A 13,417-nucleotide genomic window follows, 5' to 3' on the forward strand; every position below is an offset into this window, starting at 1 on the left:
CCGGTGGAGGGAGGTCGGCGAGTGGGTGGCATTGGCACTGAAGGTCGTCGCCTACTCGGCGGGCCTCGTGGTGACGCTGGCCGGAAACGGATGTGGGCCCAGCTGACCTGACGTCCAGCTGAGCCCACACCGGGCGGGAAGGCCCCGCCTCGCGGCTCCCACACCTGGGGGCGGGGGCTTCCCCGGTGCGCCGGCGCGGCCTGCCCGGCTCCGTCGTCGGACATCCGGCGACGCGTCGTCGGGCAGGTGCCGGCGCGGCACCAGCGTAGAGCGGAGAACGGCACCGCCGGGCTCAGGGAGCCGGGCGGTGAAGGTGCTTGGGGCGGTGGAGGTGCTTGGGGCGGCGCAGGTTCGCCGCGCGCAGGAGGCGGACCAGGTCGCGGCTCGGCACGACCCGCGCGCCGAGGTGCACCGCCATCCGGTACCGCTCGGCGGGGATGTCGTAGTGGTCCCGGTCGAAGGCGCGCCGGGGCACGCCCAGCGTCTCGGCGAAGACGTGCAGCTCGGCGAGGCAGGCGTCGCTGATCAGGTGGGACCAGAGTCGCCCGCGCGCCGGCCAGCGGGGCTGGTCCACGTACAGCATGGCCGCCAACCTAGCCGCCGGTTAACCTCTCCTGCATGGCCGGATCCCCTCTCCTCGCTGAGCTGCGCGCCCTCCTCGGTGACGCCGCCGTCCTGACCGACCCGGACCTGCTGCGGATGCACGAGCGGGACGAGGCCGACCTGTGCGCCTCCGGCACGCCACTGGTGGTGGTCCGTCCGCGCGACACCGCCCAGGTGGCCGGCGTGGTCCGGGCGGCGGCCCGGCACGGCGTACCCGTGGTGCCGCAGGGTGCGCGGACCGGGCTGGCCGGCGCGGCGAACGCGGTGGACGGCGCGGTGGTGCTGAGCACGGTGGCCATGGACCGGATCCTGGAGATCGACCCGGTGGGCCGGATCGCCGTGGTCCAGCCCGGCGTGGTGAACGCGGCGCTGGCCGGGGCGGTGCGCCGGGAGGGGCTCTACTATCCGCCGGACCCGGGCTCCTGGGAGTCGTCGACGATCGGCGGCAACGTGGCCACCAACGCGGGCGGCATGTGCTGCGTCAAGTACGGCGTGACCACGGAGTACGTGCTCGGCCTGGAGGTGGTGCTCGCCTCCGGCGAGGTGCTGCGCACCGGGCGGCGCACCGCCAAGGGCGTCGCCGGCTACGACCTGACCCGGCTCTTCGTCGGCTCGGAGGGCACCCTCGGGGTGATCACGGAGGTGACCGTCGCGCTGCGGCCCGCCCCGGAGGAGTCGCTGACCCTGGTGGCCGTCTTCGACTCGACGGCGGACGCCGGCACGGCGGTGGCCCAGATCGCCGCGAAGGGCCTCACCCCGAGCCTGCTGGAGCTGCTCGACCGCACCCACCTGCGGGCCATCGAGGCGTACCAGCCGATGGGGCTGCGCACCGACGCGCAGGCGCTGCTGCTGGCCGCCGTGGACACCGGGTCGCGGGCCGCCGACGACCTGGCCCGCATCGCCGAGGTGTGCGAATACGCCGGGGCCGACGAGGTGTACGCGGCCACCGACGCCGTGGAGGCCGCGGCGCTGCTCCAGGCCCGGCGGCTGGCCCACCCGGCGATGGAGAAGTTCGCCGCCGACGCGTACCCGGGCGGCAACGGGGGTCTGGTCATCGACGACGTGGCGGTGCCGCGCGGGGCGCTCGCCGAGCTGCTGGACGGGGTGGCCCGCATCGCCGAGGAGTGCGCCGTGCCGATCGGGGTGGTGGGGCACGCCGGCGACGGCAACCTGCACCCGAACATCGTGGTCGACCGGGCCGACCCGGCGAGCGTGGAGCGGGGCCGGCGGGCGTTCGACGAGATCATGCGGCTCGGGCTGGAACTGGGCGGCACCTGCACCGGCGAGCACGGGGTGGGGCTGCTCAAGCGGGACTGGCTGGCCCAGGAGATCGGGCCGGTCGGGGTGCGGGTGCACCAGGCGATCAGGGCGGCGCTCGACCCGGCGGGGCTGTTCAACCCCGGCAAGGTGCTCTGACGCGGTCCTCGGACATACCGTCAGGCGGTAACCTCCGCCGGGGTGGCCTGGGTGAGCAGCAGCAGGATCTCGTACCCGAGGGGCGGCCGGTCCTCCCCCGGGCAGTCCTCGATCGTGATCGGGCCGGGCGTGGTGACCAGCACGGACGTCAGCGCGTCGATGCAGCTCACCCGGTAGCCCCGGGCCTTGTCGGTCTCGGCGGCCAGCCGCTCGTCGGTGAGCAGCGCGCGCAGCCGCTGCGTCCGCTCGGGGTCGAGCTGCCCCGACGACCGGACGTCGTCGCCGGCGCAGTTGCTGCACTCCCACCGCCCGTCGGGCAGGACGGTCAGCATCCGCACCGGGCCGTCCTGGCCGTGCTTCTGCACCAGTTCCACCCGTGCCGACCCGCCGGCCGCCGCTCCGCCGGCCGGGGATGCCGGCGTCCCGTCGGGCGGCGGGGCGGTCGCCGTGCCGGCCCGCCGGACCGGCCCGACCGCCGAGCAGGCGGCGAGCGCCGCGGCGAGCAGGGCACCGGCGGCCACCGGGATGATCGAACGCGCACGGAAAGGGCGGATCACGCGCCGGAACGTACCCGATCATGGTGCAGGCGGGTACCGGCCGAGCGGCCGGTCAGGGGTGGCCCGCCCTCCGGTAAGGGTTCGGCTACCGGGGGGACGACGGGAGTTCGACCGGGTCGCCGTCGGTGCCCCGGTCCGCCGCGAAGCCCCGCACGTCGGGCGCGCCGAGCCGGGCCGCGTCCGCCGTCGCGTCGTCCGGCATGAGCTGGGACTCCCGCTCCGCCTCCACCCGGGCCCGGTAGTGCGCGACCTCGCGCGCCCGGGTCGCCGCGTCCCAGCCCAGCACCGCGCCCATCAGCTCGGCGGTGTGCTCGGCCGACTCCAGGCCGCGGTGGGCGGTCTCGAAGGAGATCCGGGTACGCCGGGTCAGCACGTCCTCCAGGTGCAGCGCCCCCTCGGCGCGGGCCGCGTACGTCACCTCGGCCGCCAGGTATTCCGGCGCGCCGGCCAGCGGGGAGGCGAGCAGCGGATCCGCGTCGACCAGCGCCAACAGGTCGAGGGTGAGGGTGCCGTACCGCTCCAGCAGGTGCTCGACCACCCCGACCGGCACCCCGTGCCGGCGGGCCAGGTCGGCCCGGTCCCGCCACATCGCGGCGTACCCGTCGGCGCCGAGCAGCGGCAGGTCGGCCGTGCGGGACGGGCGGACCCCGCCGAGCCGGCGGGCCGCGCGGTCCACCACGTCGGAGGCCATCACCCGGTACGTCGTGTACTTGCCCCCGGCGACGAGCAGCAGCCCGAGCATGGGCTCGACCACCGCGTGCTCCCGGGACAGCTTGGAGGTGGAGTCCGCCTCGCCGGCCAGCAGCGGCCGCAGGCCGGCGTAGACGCCCTCGATGTCGTCGGTGGTCAGCGGCCGGTCCAGCACCGTGTTGACCTGCTCCAGCAGGTAGGCGATGTCGCGGGCCGACGCGGCCGGGTGGGACCGGTCGAGCCGCCAGTCGGTGTCGGTGGTGCCGATGATCCAGTGCCCGCCCCAGGGGATGACGAACAGCACGCTGGTGGCGGTACGCAGGATCAGGCCCGTCTCGCCGGTGATCGCCGAGCGGGGCACCACCAGGTGCACCCCCTTCGACGCCCGGACCCGGACGCCCCGGCGCAGCCCGACGTCGTTGAGCATCCGCGACATGTCGTCGGTCCACACGCCGGTGGCGGCGACGACCGTGCGGGCGCGTACGTCGAACTCGGCGTCCGGTGAGCCGGGCGGCGCCTCCAGGTCGCGGACCCGGACCCCGGTCACCTCGCGGGCCTGCCGGACGAGGCCGACGGCGCGGGTGCTGCTGACCACCGTCGCCCCCAGGCTGGCGGCGGTGCGGGCCAGGGTGACCACCAGCCGGGCGTCGTCGACCTGCCCGTCGTAGTAGCGGATCGCCCCGGCGAGGCCGTCGGCGCGCAGGCTCGGGAAGACCCGCCGCGCGCCCTCCCGGGTGAGGTGCCGGTGCAGCGGCATCCCCCGCCCGCCCCCGAACAGCCCGGCGAACGCGTCGTACGCGGCCACGCCGAGGCCGTAGTAGGAGCGGCGGAAGGTGCGGCCGGGCAGGTCGCGCACGCCCTTGCCGGCGGGCAGCGGGACCAGGATCGGCACCGGCCGGACCAGGTGCGGGGCGAGCCGGGTGGCGAGCAGCCCCCGCTCGGTGAGCGCCTCGTGGACCAGGTGGAACTCCAGCTGCTCCAGGTAGCGCAGGCCGCCGTGGATCAGCTTGCTGGACCGGCTGGAGGTGCCGGCGGCGAAGTCGCGCGCCTCCACCAGGGCCACCTTGAGGCCCCGGGAGGCGGCGTCCAGCGCCGCGCCGGCACCGGTGACGCCACCGCCGATCACCAGGACGTCGAACCGCTCGGCGCGCAGTCGCCGCAGGTCGGCGGCGCGGCGCGCCGGGGAGAGCTGGCCGGCGACGCTTCGGGAGACGTTGGGGTCACGCACCCGTCCACCGTAACCGCCGTGGCCACCGCACGGCATGTCGTGATCCGGCCGTACTGTCGGGGGATGGAGGTCGGTCCGTACGCAGGTCGTCCCTTTCTGTCGCCCGTGGCCGTCCCGCCGGCCCGCCCCGGCCCGTGGCCCGTGGTCGCGGCGGCGGTGGCCGGGTGCTGGACGGTCGCGGTCGTCGCGCCGGCCGAGCTGGTCGGCTGGCTGGCCGACCAGGTCCGGCTCGCCACCGGCCTGGACCGGGTGGTCTGGCTGTGGCCGGTGGTCGCCGTCGTGACGGTGCTGCTGGCCGGGGTGCCGGCGCTGTTGCTGGCCCTGCTGCCCCGCTCGGGGGCGGTCCGGACCACCGGCCGGGCCTGGCTCGGCGGGCTGCTCGCCCTCGGCGCGCTCACCGGCCTGCGCGCCCTGCCGCCGGTGCACCACGAGGCGTACCTGGCCGCGCTGGCGGCGACGGCGGTCCTGCTCGCTGTGGTGCTGCCCCGGCTGGTCCGGGGCCCCGCGCCGACGCCGCCGGCCGCCGGCCGCCCGGACCACCCCGCCGCGCCCTCGGGGGCCGGCCACCCGGACGACCCCGCCGGGCCCGACCGCCCGCACGACCCCACCGCGCCCACCGCGCCCACCGCCCCGGCCGGTCCGCGCGGGACCGTTCCGGCGGCCCCACCCGCCGTGACCTGGCTGGCGGTGGCCGCCGGGCTGGCGACGCTGCTGCCCTGGGCCTGGTTCGGCGCGCTCGGCGGGCTGCTGGAGACCGTGCTCGCGGCGGCGGCCGCCGCGGCCGTCGGCGTCCTCGCCGGGGTGCTGCTCGACGCCCGGTTCTGGGCGCACCTCGCGGGCGGGCCGCCGCACCGGCCGGCGCGGCTGGTGCTGGTCGGCGGCCTGGTGGCCGGGGTGACGCTGCTGCTGCTCGCCGCCGGCACCGGGCAGTCCGGCGCGCAACTGCCCGCCCTGCTGACCCTGCCCCCGCTCGGCTTCGCGCTGGCCGCCCTCCAGACGCCCGCGCTGCGCTCCGGCGGGCCGGTCGGCCCCGCGCCCGTGCGCTGGCTGGTCGGGCTCGCCACGTTCGGGCCACTGGCGTTCGCCGACCCGGAGGAGATCACCCTGCTCCTGGCGGCCACCCGCGACGTCCCGTTCTGGGTGGCGGTCGCCGCCGCCGCCGGGCTCGCGGTGGCCGCGCTCCTGGCGATCGTGTACGGCGTGCTGCTGGCCCGCCCGAACGGGCACGCGCCGAGCCGGCCGGTGGCGGTGGCGACCGTCGGCGTGCTGCTCGCCGGGGCGGCGCTGGTCCACCTCGGCCCCGGCCAGCCCGGCCTGCACGGCGAACGGCTGCTCGTGGTGCTGCGCGAGCAGGCCGACCTGAGCGGCGTGCCCACCGGCGGGACGGGCCAGGCGGGCCGGGACGCCCGCGCCCGCGAGGTCTACCGGCGGCTGGTGGAAACCGCCGAACGCACCCAGGCGGGGCTGCGCCGCGACCTGACCCGGCTGGGGCTCGACCCGACGCCGTACTACCTGGTCAACGCGATCGAGGTGGACGGCGGGCCGGCGGTGCGCGCCTGGCTGTCGGGCCGGCGGGAGGTGGACCGGGTGCTGCTGAGCCAGCGGCTGCGCCCGCTGCCGGCCCCCGCGCCGACCAGCCGGGGCGACCAGGCGGGCCCCTCCGGGCCGGCGTGGAACGTCTCCCTGCTCCGCGCCGACCAGGTCTGGTCGCAGCTCGGGGTCACCGGGGCCGGCGTCGTGGTGGGCAGCTCCGACTCCGGGGTGGACGGTCGGCACCCGGCGCTGGCCGGCGGCTTCCGCGGCGGCGACGACTCCTGGTACGACCCGTGGGACCACACCCGCGCGCCGACCGACCAGGGCGGCCACGGCACCCACACGACGGGCAGCGCCGTCGGGCGGGACGGGATCGGGGTGGCCCCCGGGGCGAGTTGGGTCGGCTGCGTCAACCTCGACCGCAACCTCGGCAGCCCGGCGCGCTACCTCGACTGCCTCCAGTTCATGCTGGCCCCGTTCCCGGCCGGCGGCGACCCGTTCACCGACGGGCGGCCCGAGCGGGCCCCCCAGGTGCTGACGAACTCGTGGGGCTGCCCGCCGATCGAGGGCTGCGACCCGGCGGCGCTGCGGCCGGCGGCCGACGCGCTGGACGCGGCGGGCATCTTCGTCGTCGCGGCGGCCGGCAACACCGGGCCGTACTGCCGGTCGATCGAGGATCCGCCGGCGACGTACCCGGACGTGTTCACCGTCGGGGCGACCGACCGGGAGCGCCAGGTCGCCGACTTCTCCAGCCGGGGGCCGGCGCCCGGCGCGGCGAAGCCGGACGTGGTCGCCCCGGGCGTGGGGGTGCTCTCCGCGATGCCGGGCGGCGGCTATGCCACCCTCGACGGCACGTCGATGGCCGCCCCGCAGGTCGCGGGCGTGGTGGCGCTGATGTGGTCGGCGAACCCGACGCTGGTCGGCGACCTGGAGCGCACCCGCCGGATCCTGCGCGACACCGCCGTCCCGGCCGGGGCGACGTACGCCTCCCGCAAGCCGGCCGACGCCTGCGGCGGGGACGCGAACATCAGCGGGGCGGGCCTGGTCGACGCGTACGCCGCTGTCCGCGCGGCCCGCTGAGCGGTAAGGAAGGGCCCCTTGTTAACGCATACGGTAGAGAGGGGTCCCCTTCTCACCTCGCGCCCCGCGCCCCGGCGGCGGCCCCGCGATCCTCGCCCTGGCGGCAGGCTAAACGGGCACCGGGCCGGATAGCGCCGTTCGGCCGCCCCGGCATCGACGGTCACCTACCGTCGAGGTGAGGAGGCCGCGATGACCACGGACGACGAGCGGGCCGAGGCTCCACGTTCCGCCGCCTGGGTGCCGGTCGAGGAGATCCCGGGGCAACTGCCGTTCGACCGGCTGGACTACGGCGACGCCGAGCAACTGGCGGAGATGGCCGGGGGCGACGCGCCCGGGGCGGAGGAGCCGGTGGTCCTGGTCGACGAGCCGATCCGCGTTGACGAGCCGATCCGCATTCGCCGGCCGCCCGGTCGGGCCGGGCGGCGACGCGACCAGCCGCCCCTGCCGACGTGAGAGCCGCCGGCGTGAGAGCCGCCGGCGGGCAAGTGCCCGAGGCCGGAGTGCCCGACACGGGAGTGCCCGAGGACCGAGTGGCCTTGGCCGGAGTGCCCACGGCCCGAGTGTCCGAGGCCGGAGTGGCCGGCGCTGGCGGCCGTGACGGCGCGGAGGGGGCGGGCCGCTGACGCGACCCGCCCCCTCGACGTGCGGTGTAACTGAACTCCGGTGGGAGCTGGACTCAGAAGTCCATGTCCCCGCCGCCCGGGCCAGCCGCGGCGGCCGGGGCCTTCTCCGGCTTGTCCGCGACGACGGCCTCGGTGGTGAGGAAGAGCGCCGCGATCGACGAGGCGTTCTGCAGCGCCGACCGGGTCACCTTGGCCGGGTCGATGATGCCCGCGGCCAGCAGGTCCACGTACTCGCCGCTGGCGGCGTTGAGGCCGTGGCCGGCGTCCAGGTTGCGGACGCGCTCGACGACGACGCCACCCTCCAGGCCGGCGTTGACGGCGATCTGCCGCAGCGGGGCGTCCAGCGCGATCTTGACGATCTGCGCGCCGGTCGCCTCGTCGCCGGTCAGGTCCAGCTTGTCGAAGGCGGTCTTGCCGGCCTGCACCAGCGCGACGCCACCACCCGGGACGATGCCCTCCTCGACGGCGGCCTTCGCGTTGCGGACGGCGTCCTCGATGCGGTGCTTGCGCTCCTTCAGCTCGACCTCGGTGGCCGCGCCGACCTTGATCACCGCAACACCGCCGGCCAGCTTGGCCAGGCGCTCCTGCAGCTTCTCGCGGTCGTAGTCGGAGTCGCTCTTGTCGATCTCGGCCCGGATCTGGTTGACCCGGCCCTGGATCTGCTCGGCGTCGCCGGCACCGTCGACGATGGTGGTCTCGTCCTTGGTCACCACGACCTTGCGGGCGCGGCCCAGCATGTCGAGGCCGGCGGCCTCCAGCTTGAGGCCGAGCTCCTCGCTGATGACCTGGCCACCGGTGAGGATGGCGATGTCGGTCAGCATGGCCTTGCGGCGGTCGCCGAAGCCGGGGGCCTTGACGGCCGCGGACTTGAAGACGCCCTTGACCTTGTTGACCACCAGGGTCGGCAGGGCCTCGCCCTCCACGTCCTCGGCGATGATCAGCAGCGGCTTGCCCGACTGCATGACCTTCTCCAGGATCGGGAGCAGGTCCTTCACCGACGAGATCTTGCTGTTGGCGATCAGGATGTAGGGCTCGTCGAAGACGGCCTCCATCCGCTCCGGGTCGGTCATGAAGTACGCGGAGATGTAGCCCTTGTCGAAGCGCATGCCCTCGGTGAGCTCGAGCTCCAGGCCGAAGGTGTTGCTCTCCTCGACGGTGATGACGCCTTCCTTGCCGACCTTGTCCATCGCCTCGGCGATGATCTCGCCGACGGTGCTGTCACCGGCGGAGATGGAGGCGGTGGAGGCGATCTGCTCCTTGGTCTCGACGTCCTTGGCGAGCTTGGACAGCTCCTCCGAGACGCTGGCCACGGCGGCCTCGATGCCCCGCTTCAGGGCCATCGGGTTGGCGCCGGCGGCCACGTTGCGCAGGCCCTCGCGGACCAGGGCCTGGGCCAGGACGGTCGCCGTCGTCGTGCCGTCACCGGCCACGTCGTCGGTCTTCTTGGCGACCTCCTTGACCAGCTCGGCGCCGATCTTCTCGTACGGGTCCTCGAGCTCGATCTCCTTGGCGATGCTCACACCATCGTTGGTGATGGTGGGGGCACCCCACTTCTTCTCGAGCACCACGTTGCGGCCCTTCGGGCCGAGGGTCACCTTCACGGCGTCGGCGAGCTGGTTCATGCCCCGCTCGAGGCCGCGGCGAGCCTCTTCGTCGAACGCGATCATCTTGGCCATACGGCGTTGTCCTCCTGGACACTCACGGGCCACCCGAGTGTGTGTCCCGGATGGGCCGCCTGGTGTACGCACCTTGGGACGTCGCCACCTGGCGACGACGACGTCTCCTCGGCCGGGCCGGATAGCCCGCGACGACCGGCCATGTGCCGCCCGACGGATCTCCGCCGTGCGGCCGTGGCCCCACCGTCCCGACCATTGGCACTCACCCAAGGCGAGTGCCAATGACTTGTTTAGCACTCTGCCCTGCCGAGTGCAAGCACGATGCGGCGGACGGACCGGGTCGACCCCACCTGACCAGCGCGACCCGGCCCGCCGGTTCAGCCGATTTCACCCGCCGGCCGGGCGGCGGTAACCGACCCCTCGTACGCCCGCCGCCCGGCGCACGTGACGACCGTAACGACCGGCCGGACCGGGACGACCAGGCGCACCAGGGCGACCAGGCACACGGCCAGGGCCAGGACGGACCAAGGCCAGGACGGACGAGGGCAGGACCGACGAGGGCAGGACCGACGAGGCAGGACGGTCGGACCAAGAAGGGCGAGAGAGCCGAGAGGGTGCGGCCAGGCAGGCGAGGGCCAGAGCAGGCGAGAGCCGGGACCGGCACGAGCGGCCACCGACCGCGGCGCGGCGCGCCGGGGCACCCGGGACCATCCGCCCGCCCCTTCCCCGGGCAGGCCGACCAGCGGGTCCGGGCGGAAACACAGCCGGGCGGCGGCCACGACGCGGCGCGGCCCGGTGGGCAGGGCTACCACGGCGGGACGGCACGGCGCGAACCGGCGGTGGCACCGGGCCAAGGTGGTGCTGGGCCAAGGTGGCACCGGGCCAAGCTGGCGCCGGACCAAGCTGGGGCCGGACCAGGGTGGAGCCTTGGCCAGGGTGGGTCGGCAACCCGGCGCGGCACCTGGCGGCCGGGAAACCGACCGCAGCCCGACCAAGCACGGCCGACCGGCCCTTCGGGCCCCGGTGGGATCGATCGATCGGACGGAGATGGCTGGGACATGCGCCCTGGGACGTGCGCCCTCCCCGGCGGCGATGTGGGAACGGTCCGCAGCATTCCTGGACCGCCCCGTCCGCGCCGCCCCGGACCGATCCGTCCGCGCCGACCGGGGCGGCGCGCTCCGCCGGCCATCGGTGGCCCGCCCGCCCGCGGGCCAACCGGTCGGGGCGTCAGGCGACGACGCGTACGCGCTCGGCCTGCGGCCCCTTCTGCCCCTGCGCGATCTCGAACTCCACGCGCTGCCCGTCGTCCAGCGCCTTGTAGCCGTCCATCTCGATGGCGGAGAAGTGGACGAAGACGTCCTGCCCCCCGTCGACGGCGATGAAGCCGTAGCCCTTCTCGGCGTTGAACCACTTCACGGTGCCCTGTGCCACGGTGCACTTCCTAACGTCGCGCGGCCTTCCACGAGCGGGTACGCCGACGGAACCGGCGGCCCCGGGAACACCGGTTTCACCCGTCTGCGCCGACCGGGAAACCAGTGACCGAAATCGCACGCTACACGAGGAGTGACGACGGCGCACGACCACAAATAGGGCTATAACGGACCGACCTCAACCCGGTGCGGCATAGGCGGCCATCACTGCGATAGGTATGCGGGATGACAGCAGGTTCCCGCCCGCCGACCGACCCGGGCAGCGCCCCGACGGGGACGGCCGACACCGCCGCGCCGGCAGTCGACGTACGCCGGTTGACCCTGCCGGACGCGGCGCGGATGCGGGCGCTGCGGCTGGAGATGCTCGCCGACGCGCCGCTGGCCTTCCTGGAGACCCTGGCGGAGGCCGCCGCCCGCCCGCACGCCGAGTACGCGGCCCGCGTCGCGTCGGTCGCCAGCGGCCGGCACACCGCCCAGTTCGTCGCCGACCCCGGCGCGGACCGGCCGGGTGGCCCCGCCGGGCGGCTCGTCGGGCACGCCGGCGGGACGATCTCGGCGGACGAACCCGGCCTCACCGTCGTCTACGCCGTCTACGTCACGCCGGCCCGGCGCGGCACCGGGCTGCTCGCCGCGCTGATCGAGGGGGTCGCCGCCTGGTCCCGGGAGTGCGGTCGGCCGGAGCTGATGCTGGAGGTGGTCGTCGGCAACGACCGCGCCTACCGGGCGTACCGGAGGCTGGGCTTCGTCGACACGGGCGTGCGGGTCCCGCACCCGAGGCTCCCCGCCCTGCGCGAGCTCCAGATGCGCCGCCCGGCCTGAGGCGGGGGTGTTTGCAGGGGCCCCCTGTACAACAGAAAGCGTTAACAAGGGGCCCCTCCTTGCACCTCAGGCGGGGCGGCGGCTCTGGACGATGCGGAACCGGTTCGCCACGTACGCGCCGTCGGTCAGCGCCGCGTTCGCCGCCGGGTTGGCGCCGCTGCCGTGGAAGTCGGAGAACGCCGCCGACTGGTTGACGAAGACGCCGCCGGTCAGGTTGCACGACAGGTGCACGCCGACGTCGATCGCCGCCGCCTCGGCCGCGTCCAGCACCGCCGGGTCGGTCGAGTAGACGGCGGCGGTCAGCGCCCCGGACTCGCCCACGGTGGCGCGCAGGAGCTCCAGGCTGTGCGCGGTGGAGTCGGTGGCGATCACGAACGAGATCGGCCCGAACCACTCCCGGCCGTACGTCGCCGTGTCGGCGGCGGCGAGCCTGACGATGGTCGGCGTCCGCACCACCGCGCCGGGGAAGGCGGGATGCTCGACGGTACGCGACTCCAGCACCGCCGCTCCGGCCTTGGTGACCTCGTCGAGGCGTTCCAGCACCCCGTCGTTGACGATCGCGCCGGTCAGCTCGACGCCCCGGGCCGGGTCGGCGGTGAGCTTGCCCACGACGGCGGCGATCCCGGCGGCCACCTCGTCGAAGCTCTTGTGCCCCTGGTCGGTGTCGATGCCCCCGGCGGGGATGAGGATGTTCTGCGAGGTGGTGCACATCTGGCCGCTGTAGAGGGTCAGCGTGAAGCCGAGGTTGCGGCACATCCCGGCGAAGTCGTCGGTGGAGTCGATCACCACGGCGTTCAGCCCGGCCTTCTCCGTGTAGACCGTCGCCTGCCGGGCGTTGGCCTCCAGCCAGTCGCCGTACTCGGTGGAGCCGGTGAAGTCGACGATCTTCACGGCCGGGTGCAGGGCGAGGGTGGAGGCGAGCCTCTCGCCGGGGGCCTCGGGGGCGAGCAGCACCAGGTTGGGGTCGAAGCCGGCCTCGGCGAGCACCTCGCGGGCGTACTTCACGGTGATCGCGAGCGGCAGCACCGCGCGGGGGTGCGGCTTGACGACCACCGGGTTGCCGGTGACCAGCGAGGCGAACAGCCCGGGGTAGGAGTTCCAGGTCGGGAAGGTGTTGCAGCCGATCACCAGGGCCACCCCGCGCGGCACCACGTGGAACGTCTTGGTCATCCGCAGCGGGTCGCCCTTGCCGGCGGCCTTCTCCCAGCCGGCCGTCCCCGGGTGGCGGGTCATCTCCGCGTACGCGTAGGCGACCGCTTCGAGGGCGCGGTCCAGCGCGTGCGCGCCGCCGGCCTGGAAGGCCATCACGAACGCCTGGCCGCTGGTGAACTGCACCGCGTTGGCCAGCTCGAAGACGTGCCTGTGCAGCCGGTCGAGGATCTCCAGGCAGACGCCCGCGCGGGCCTGCGGACCGGCGTCGCGCCAGGCGGGCAGGGCGGCGGAGGCGGCGGCCACCAGCTCGTCGACGCCCGGGTGCGGGTAGCTGACGTTCAGCTCCAGCCCGAAGGGGCTGGCCTCGGTGGCGACCCGGTCGCCGCTGCCCGGCTGGTCGAGCGGGAAGTCGCCACCCAGGTACGCCTCGAAGGCGGCCTTGCCGTCGGCGGCGGCGGTCTCGCCGTACACCCGGGGGCTGGGTGACTCGGGATAGGCGGACCAGTACCCGCGCTCCGTGATCGCGGTCAGCGCCCGGTGCAGGGTGTCGGCGTGCTTGTCGTACTCGGGATGCGGGGTCTCCGTCATGCCCGCCATCATGCCGCAGCCGGCGGGTGGGCAGTAGGGCCGGCGGACGCCGCCGGACGCCCGTCGCCCCTGCCGCAGGCCG

Annotated in this window: 10 protein-coding genes; 4 read left to right on the forward strand and 6 right to left on the reverse strand. The window is 75.1% G+C overall.

What is annotated here, in order from left to right; all coding sequences use genetic code 11:
• Window positions 1-292: 292 nt before the first annotated feature.
• Window positions 293-583, reverse strand: coding sequence for a DUF4031 domain-containing protein (locus tag O7628_RS09385; RefSeq protein WP_278129665.1), 291 nt, complete (start codon window positions 581-583; stop codon window positions 293-295).
• A gap of 35 nt (window positions 584-618) precedes the next feature.
• Here O7628_RS09385 and O7628_RS09390 point away from each other — a divergent pair, with 35 nt between their 5' ends.
• Complete coding sequence (locus tag O7628_RS09390; protein ID WP_178066563.1) at window positions 619-2,019, forward strand: FAD-linked oxidase C-terminal domain-containing protein; 1,401 nt, start codon at window positions 619-621, stop codon at window positions 2,017-2,019.
• A gap of 20 nt (window positions 2,020-2,039) precedes the next feature.
• Here O7628_RS09390 and O7628_RS09395 read toward each other — a convergent pair whose 3' ends face one another.
• Window positions 2,040-2,540, reverse strand: coding sequence for a hypothetical protein (locus tag O7628_RS09395; RefSeq protein ID WP_278129668.1), 501 nt, complete (start codon window positions 2,538-2,540; stop codon window positions 2,040-2,042).
• Window positions 2,541-2,661: 121 nt separating this feature from the next.
• Complete coding sequence (locus tag O7628_RS09400; RefSeq protein WP_278129669.1) at window positions 2,662-4,530, reverse strand: glycerol-3-phosphate dehydrogenase/oxidase; 1,869 nt, start codon at window positions 4,528-4,530, stop codon at window positions 2,662-2,664.
• Between the two features lie 27 nt (window positions 4,531-4,557).
• Here O7628_RS09400 and O7628_RS09405 point away from each other — a divergent pair, with 27 nt between their 5' ends.
• Window positions 4,558-7,107, forward strand: coding sequence for a S8 family serine peptidase (locus tag O7628_RS09405; RefSeq protein ID WP_278129671.1), 2,550 nt, complete (start codon window positions 4,558-4,560; stop codon window positions 7,105-7,107).
• Between the two features lie 189 nt (window positions 7,108-7,296).
• Window positions 7,297-7,560 carry a hypothetical protein gene (locus tag O7628_RS09410; RefSeq protein WP_278129673.1) on the forward strand — a complete coding sequence of 88 codons (264 nt, stop codon included), beginning with the start codon at window positions 7,297-7,299 and terminating at the stop codon, window positions 7,558-7,560.
• 223 nt (window positions 7,561-7,783) lie between these two features.
• Here the strand turns inward: O7628_RS09410 and groL are convergent, their stop codons facing one another.
• On the reverse strand, window positions 7,784-9,406 hold the full coding sequence (gene groL, locus O7628_RS09415; RefSeq protein WP_178066567.1) for a chaperonin GroEL: 1,623 nt from the start codon (window positions 9,404-9,406) through the stop codon (window positions 7,784-7,786).
• Window positions 9,407-10,573: 1,167 nt separating this feature from the next.
• Window positions 10,574-10,777, reverse strand: a complete 204-nt coding sequence (locus O7628_RS09420; protein ID WP_007073263.1) for a cold-shock protein — start codon at window positions 10,775-10,777, stop codon at window positions 10,574-10,576.
• A 338-nt stretch (window positions 10,778-11,115) separates the two neighbouring features.
• On the opposite strand from O7628_RS09420, the gene O7628_RS09425 reads away from it, so the two are divergent.
• The gene (locus tag O7628_RS09425; protein ID WP_246384726.1) at window positions 11,116-11,595 is read left to right on the forward strand and encodes a GNAT family N-acetyltransferase; all 480 of its coding nucleotides are present in this window, start codon (window positions 11,116-11,118) and stop codon (window positions 11,593-11,595) included.
• A 66-nt stretch (window positions 11,596-11,661) separates the two neighbouring features.
• Here the strand turns inward: O7628_RS09425 and paaN are convergent, their stop codons facing one another.
• Window positions 11,662-13,335, reverse strand: a complete 1,674-nt coding sequence (gene paaN / locus O7628_RS09430; RefSeq protein ID WP_278129678.1) for a phenylacetic acid degradation protein PaaN — start codon at window positions 13,333-13,335, stop codon at window positions 11,662-11,664.
• Window positions 13,336-13,417 lie beyond the last annotated feature (82 nt).

It is taken from the genome of Micromonospora sp. WMMD956, from assembly GCF_029626125.1.
Taxonomy (GTDB): Bacteria; Actinomycetota; Actinomycetes; order Mycobacteriales; family Micromonosporaceae; genus Micromonospora; species Micromonospora carbonacea.

Excerpts from the sequence above, each read along its gene's own strand:
- O7628_RS09405 (WP_278129671.1), top strand. The coding sequence starts at position 4,558 with ATGGAGGTCGGTCCGTACGCAGGTCGTCCCTTTCTGTCGCCCGTGGCC.
- groL (WP_178066567.1), bottom strand. The coding sequence starts at position 9,406 with ATGGCCAAGATGATCGCGTTCGACGAAGAGGCTCGCCGCGGCCTCGAG.
- O7628_RS09410 (WP_278129673.1), top strand. The coding sequence starts at position 7,297 with ATGACCACGGACGACGAGCGGGCCGAGGCTCCACGTTCCGCCGCCTGG.
- O7628_RS09385 (WP_278129665.1), bottom strand. The coding sequence starts at position 583 with ATGCTGTACGTGGACCAGCCCCGCTGGCCGGCGCGCGGGCGACTCTGG.
- O7628_RS09425 (WP_246384726.1), top strand. The coding sequence starts at position 11,116 with ATGCGGGCGCTGCGGCTGGAGATGCTCGCCGACGCGCCGCTGGCCTTC.
- paaN (WP_278129678.1), bottom strand. The coding sequence starts at position 13,335 with ATGACGGAGACCCCGCATCCCGAGTACGACAAGCACGCCGACACCCTG.
- O7628_RS09400 (WP_278129669.1), bottom strand. The coding sequence starts at position 4,530 with ATGCCGTGCGGTGGCCACGGCGGTTACGGTGGACGGGTGCGTGACCCC.
- O7628_RS09390 (WP_178066563.1), top strand. The coding sequence starts at position 619 with ATGGCCGGATCCCCTCTCCTCGCTGAGCTGCGCGCCCTCCTCGGTGAC.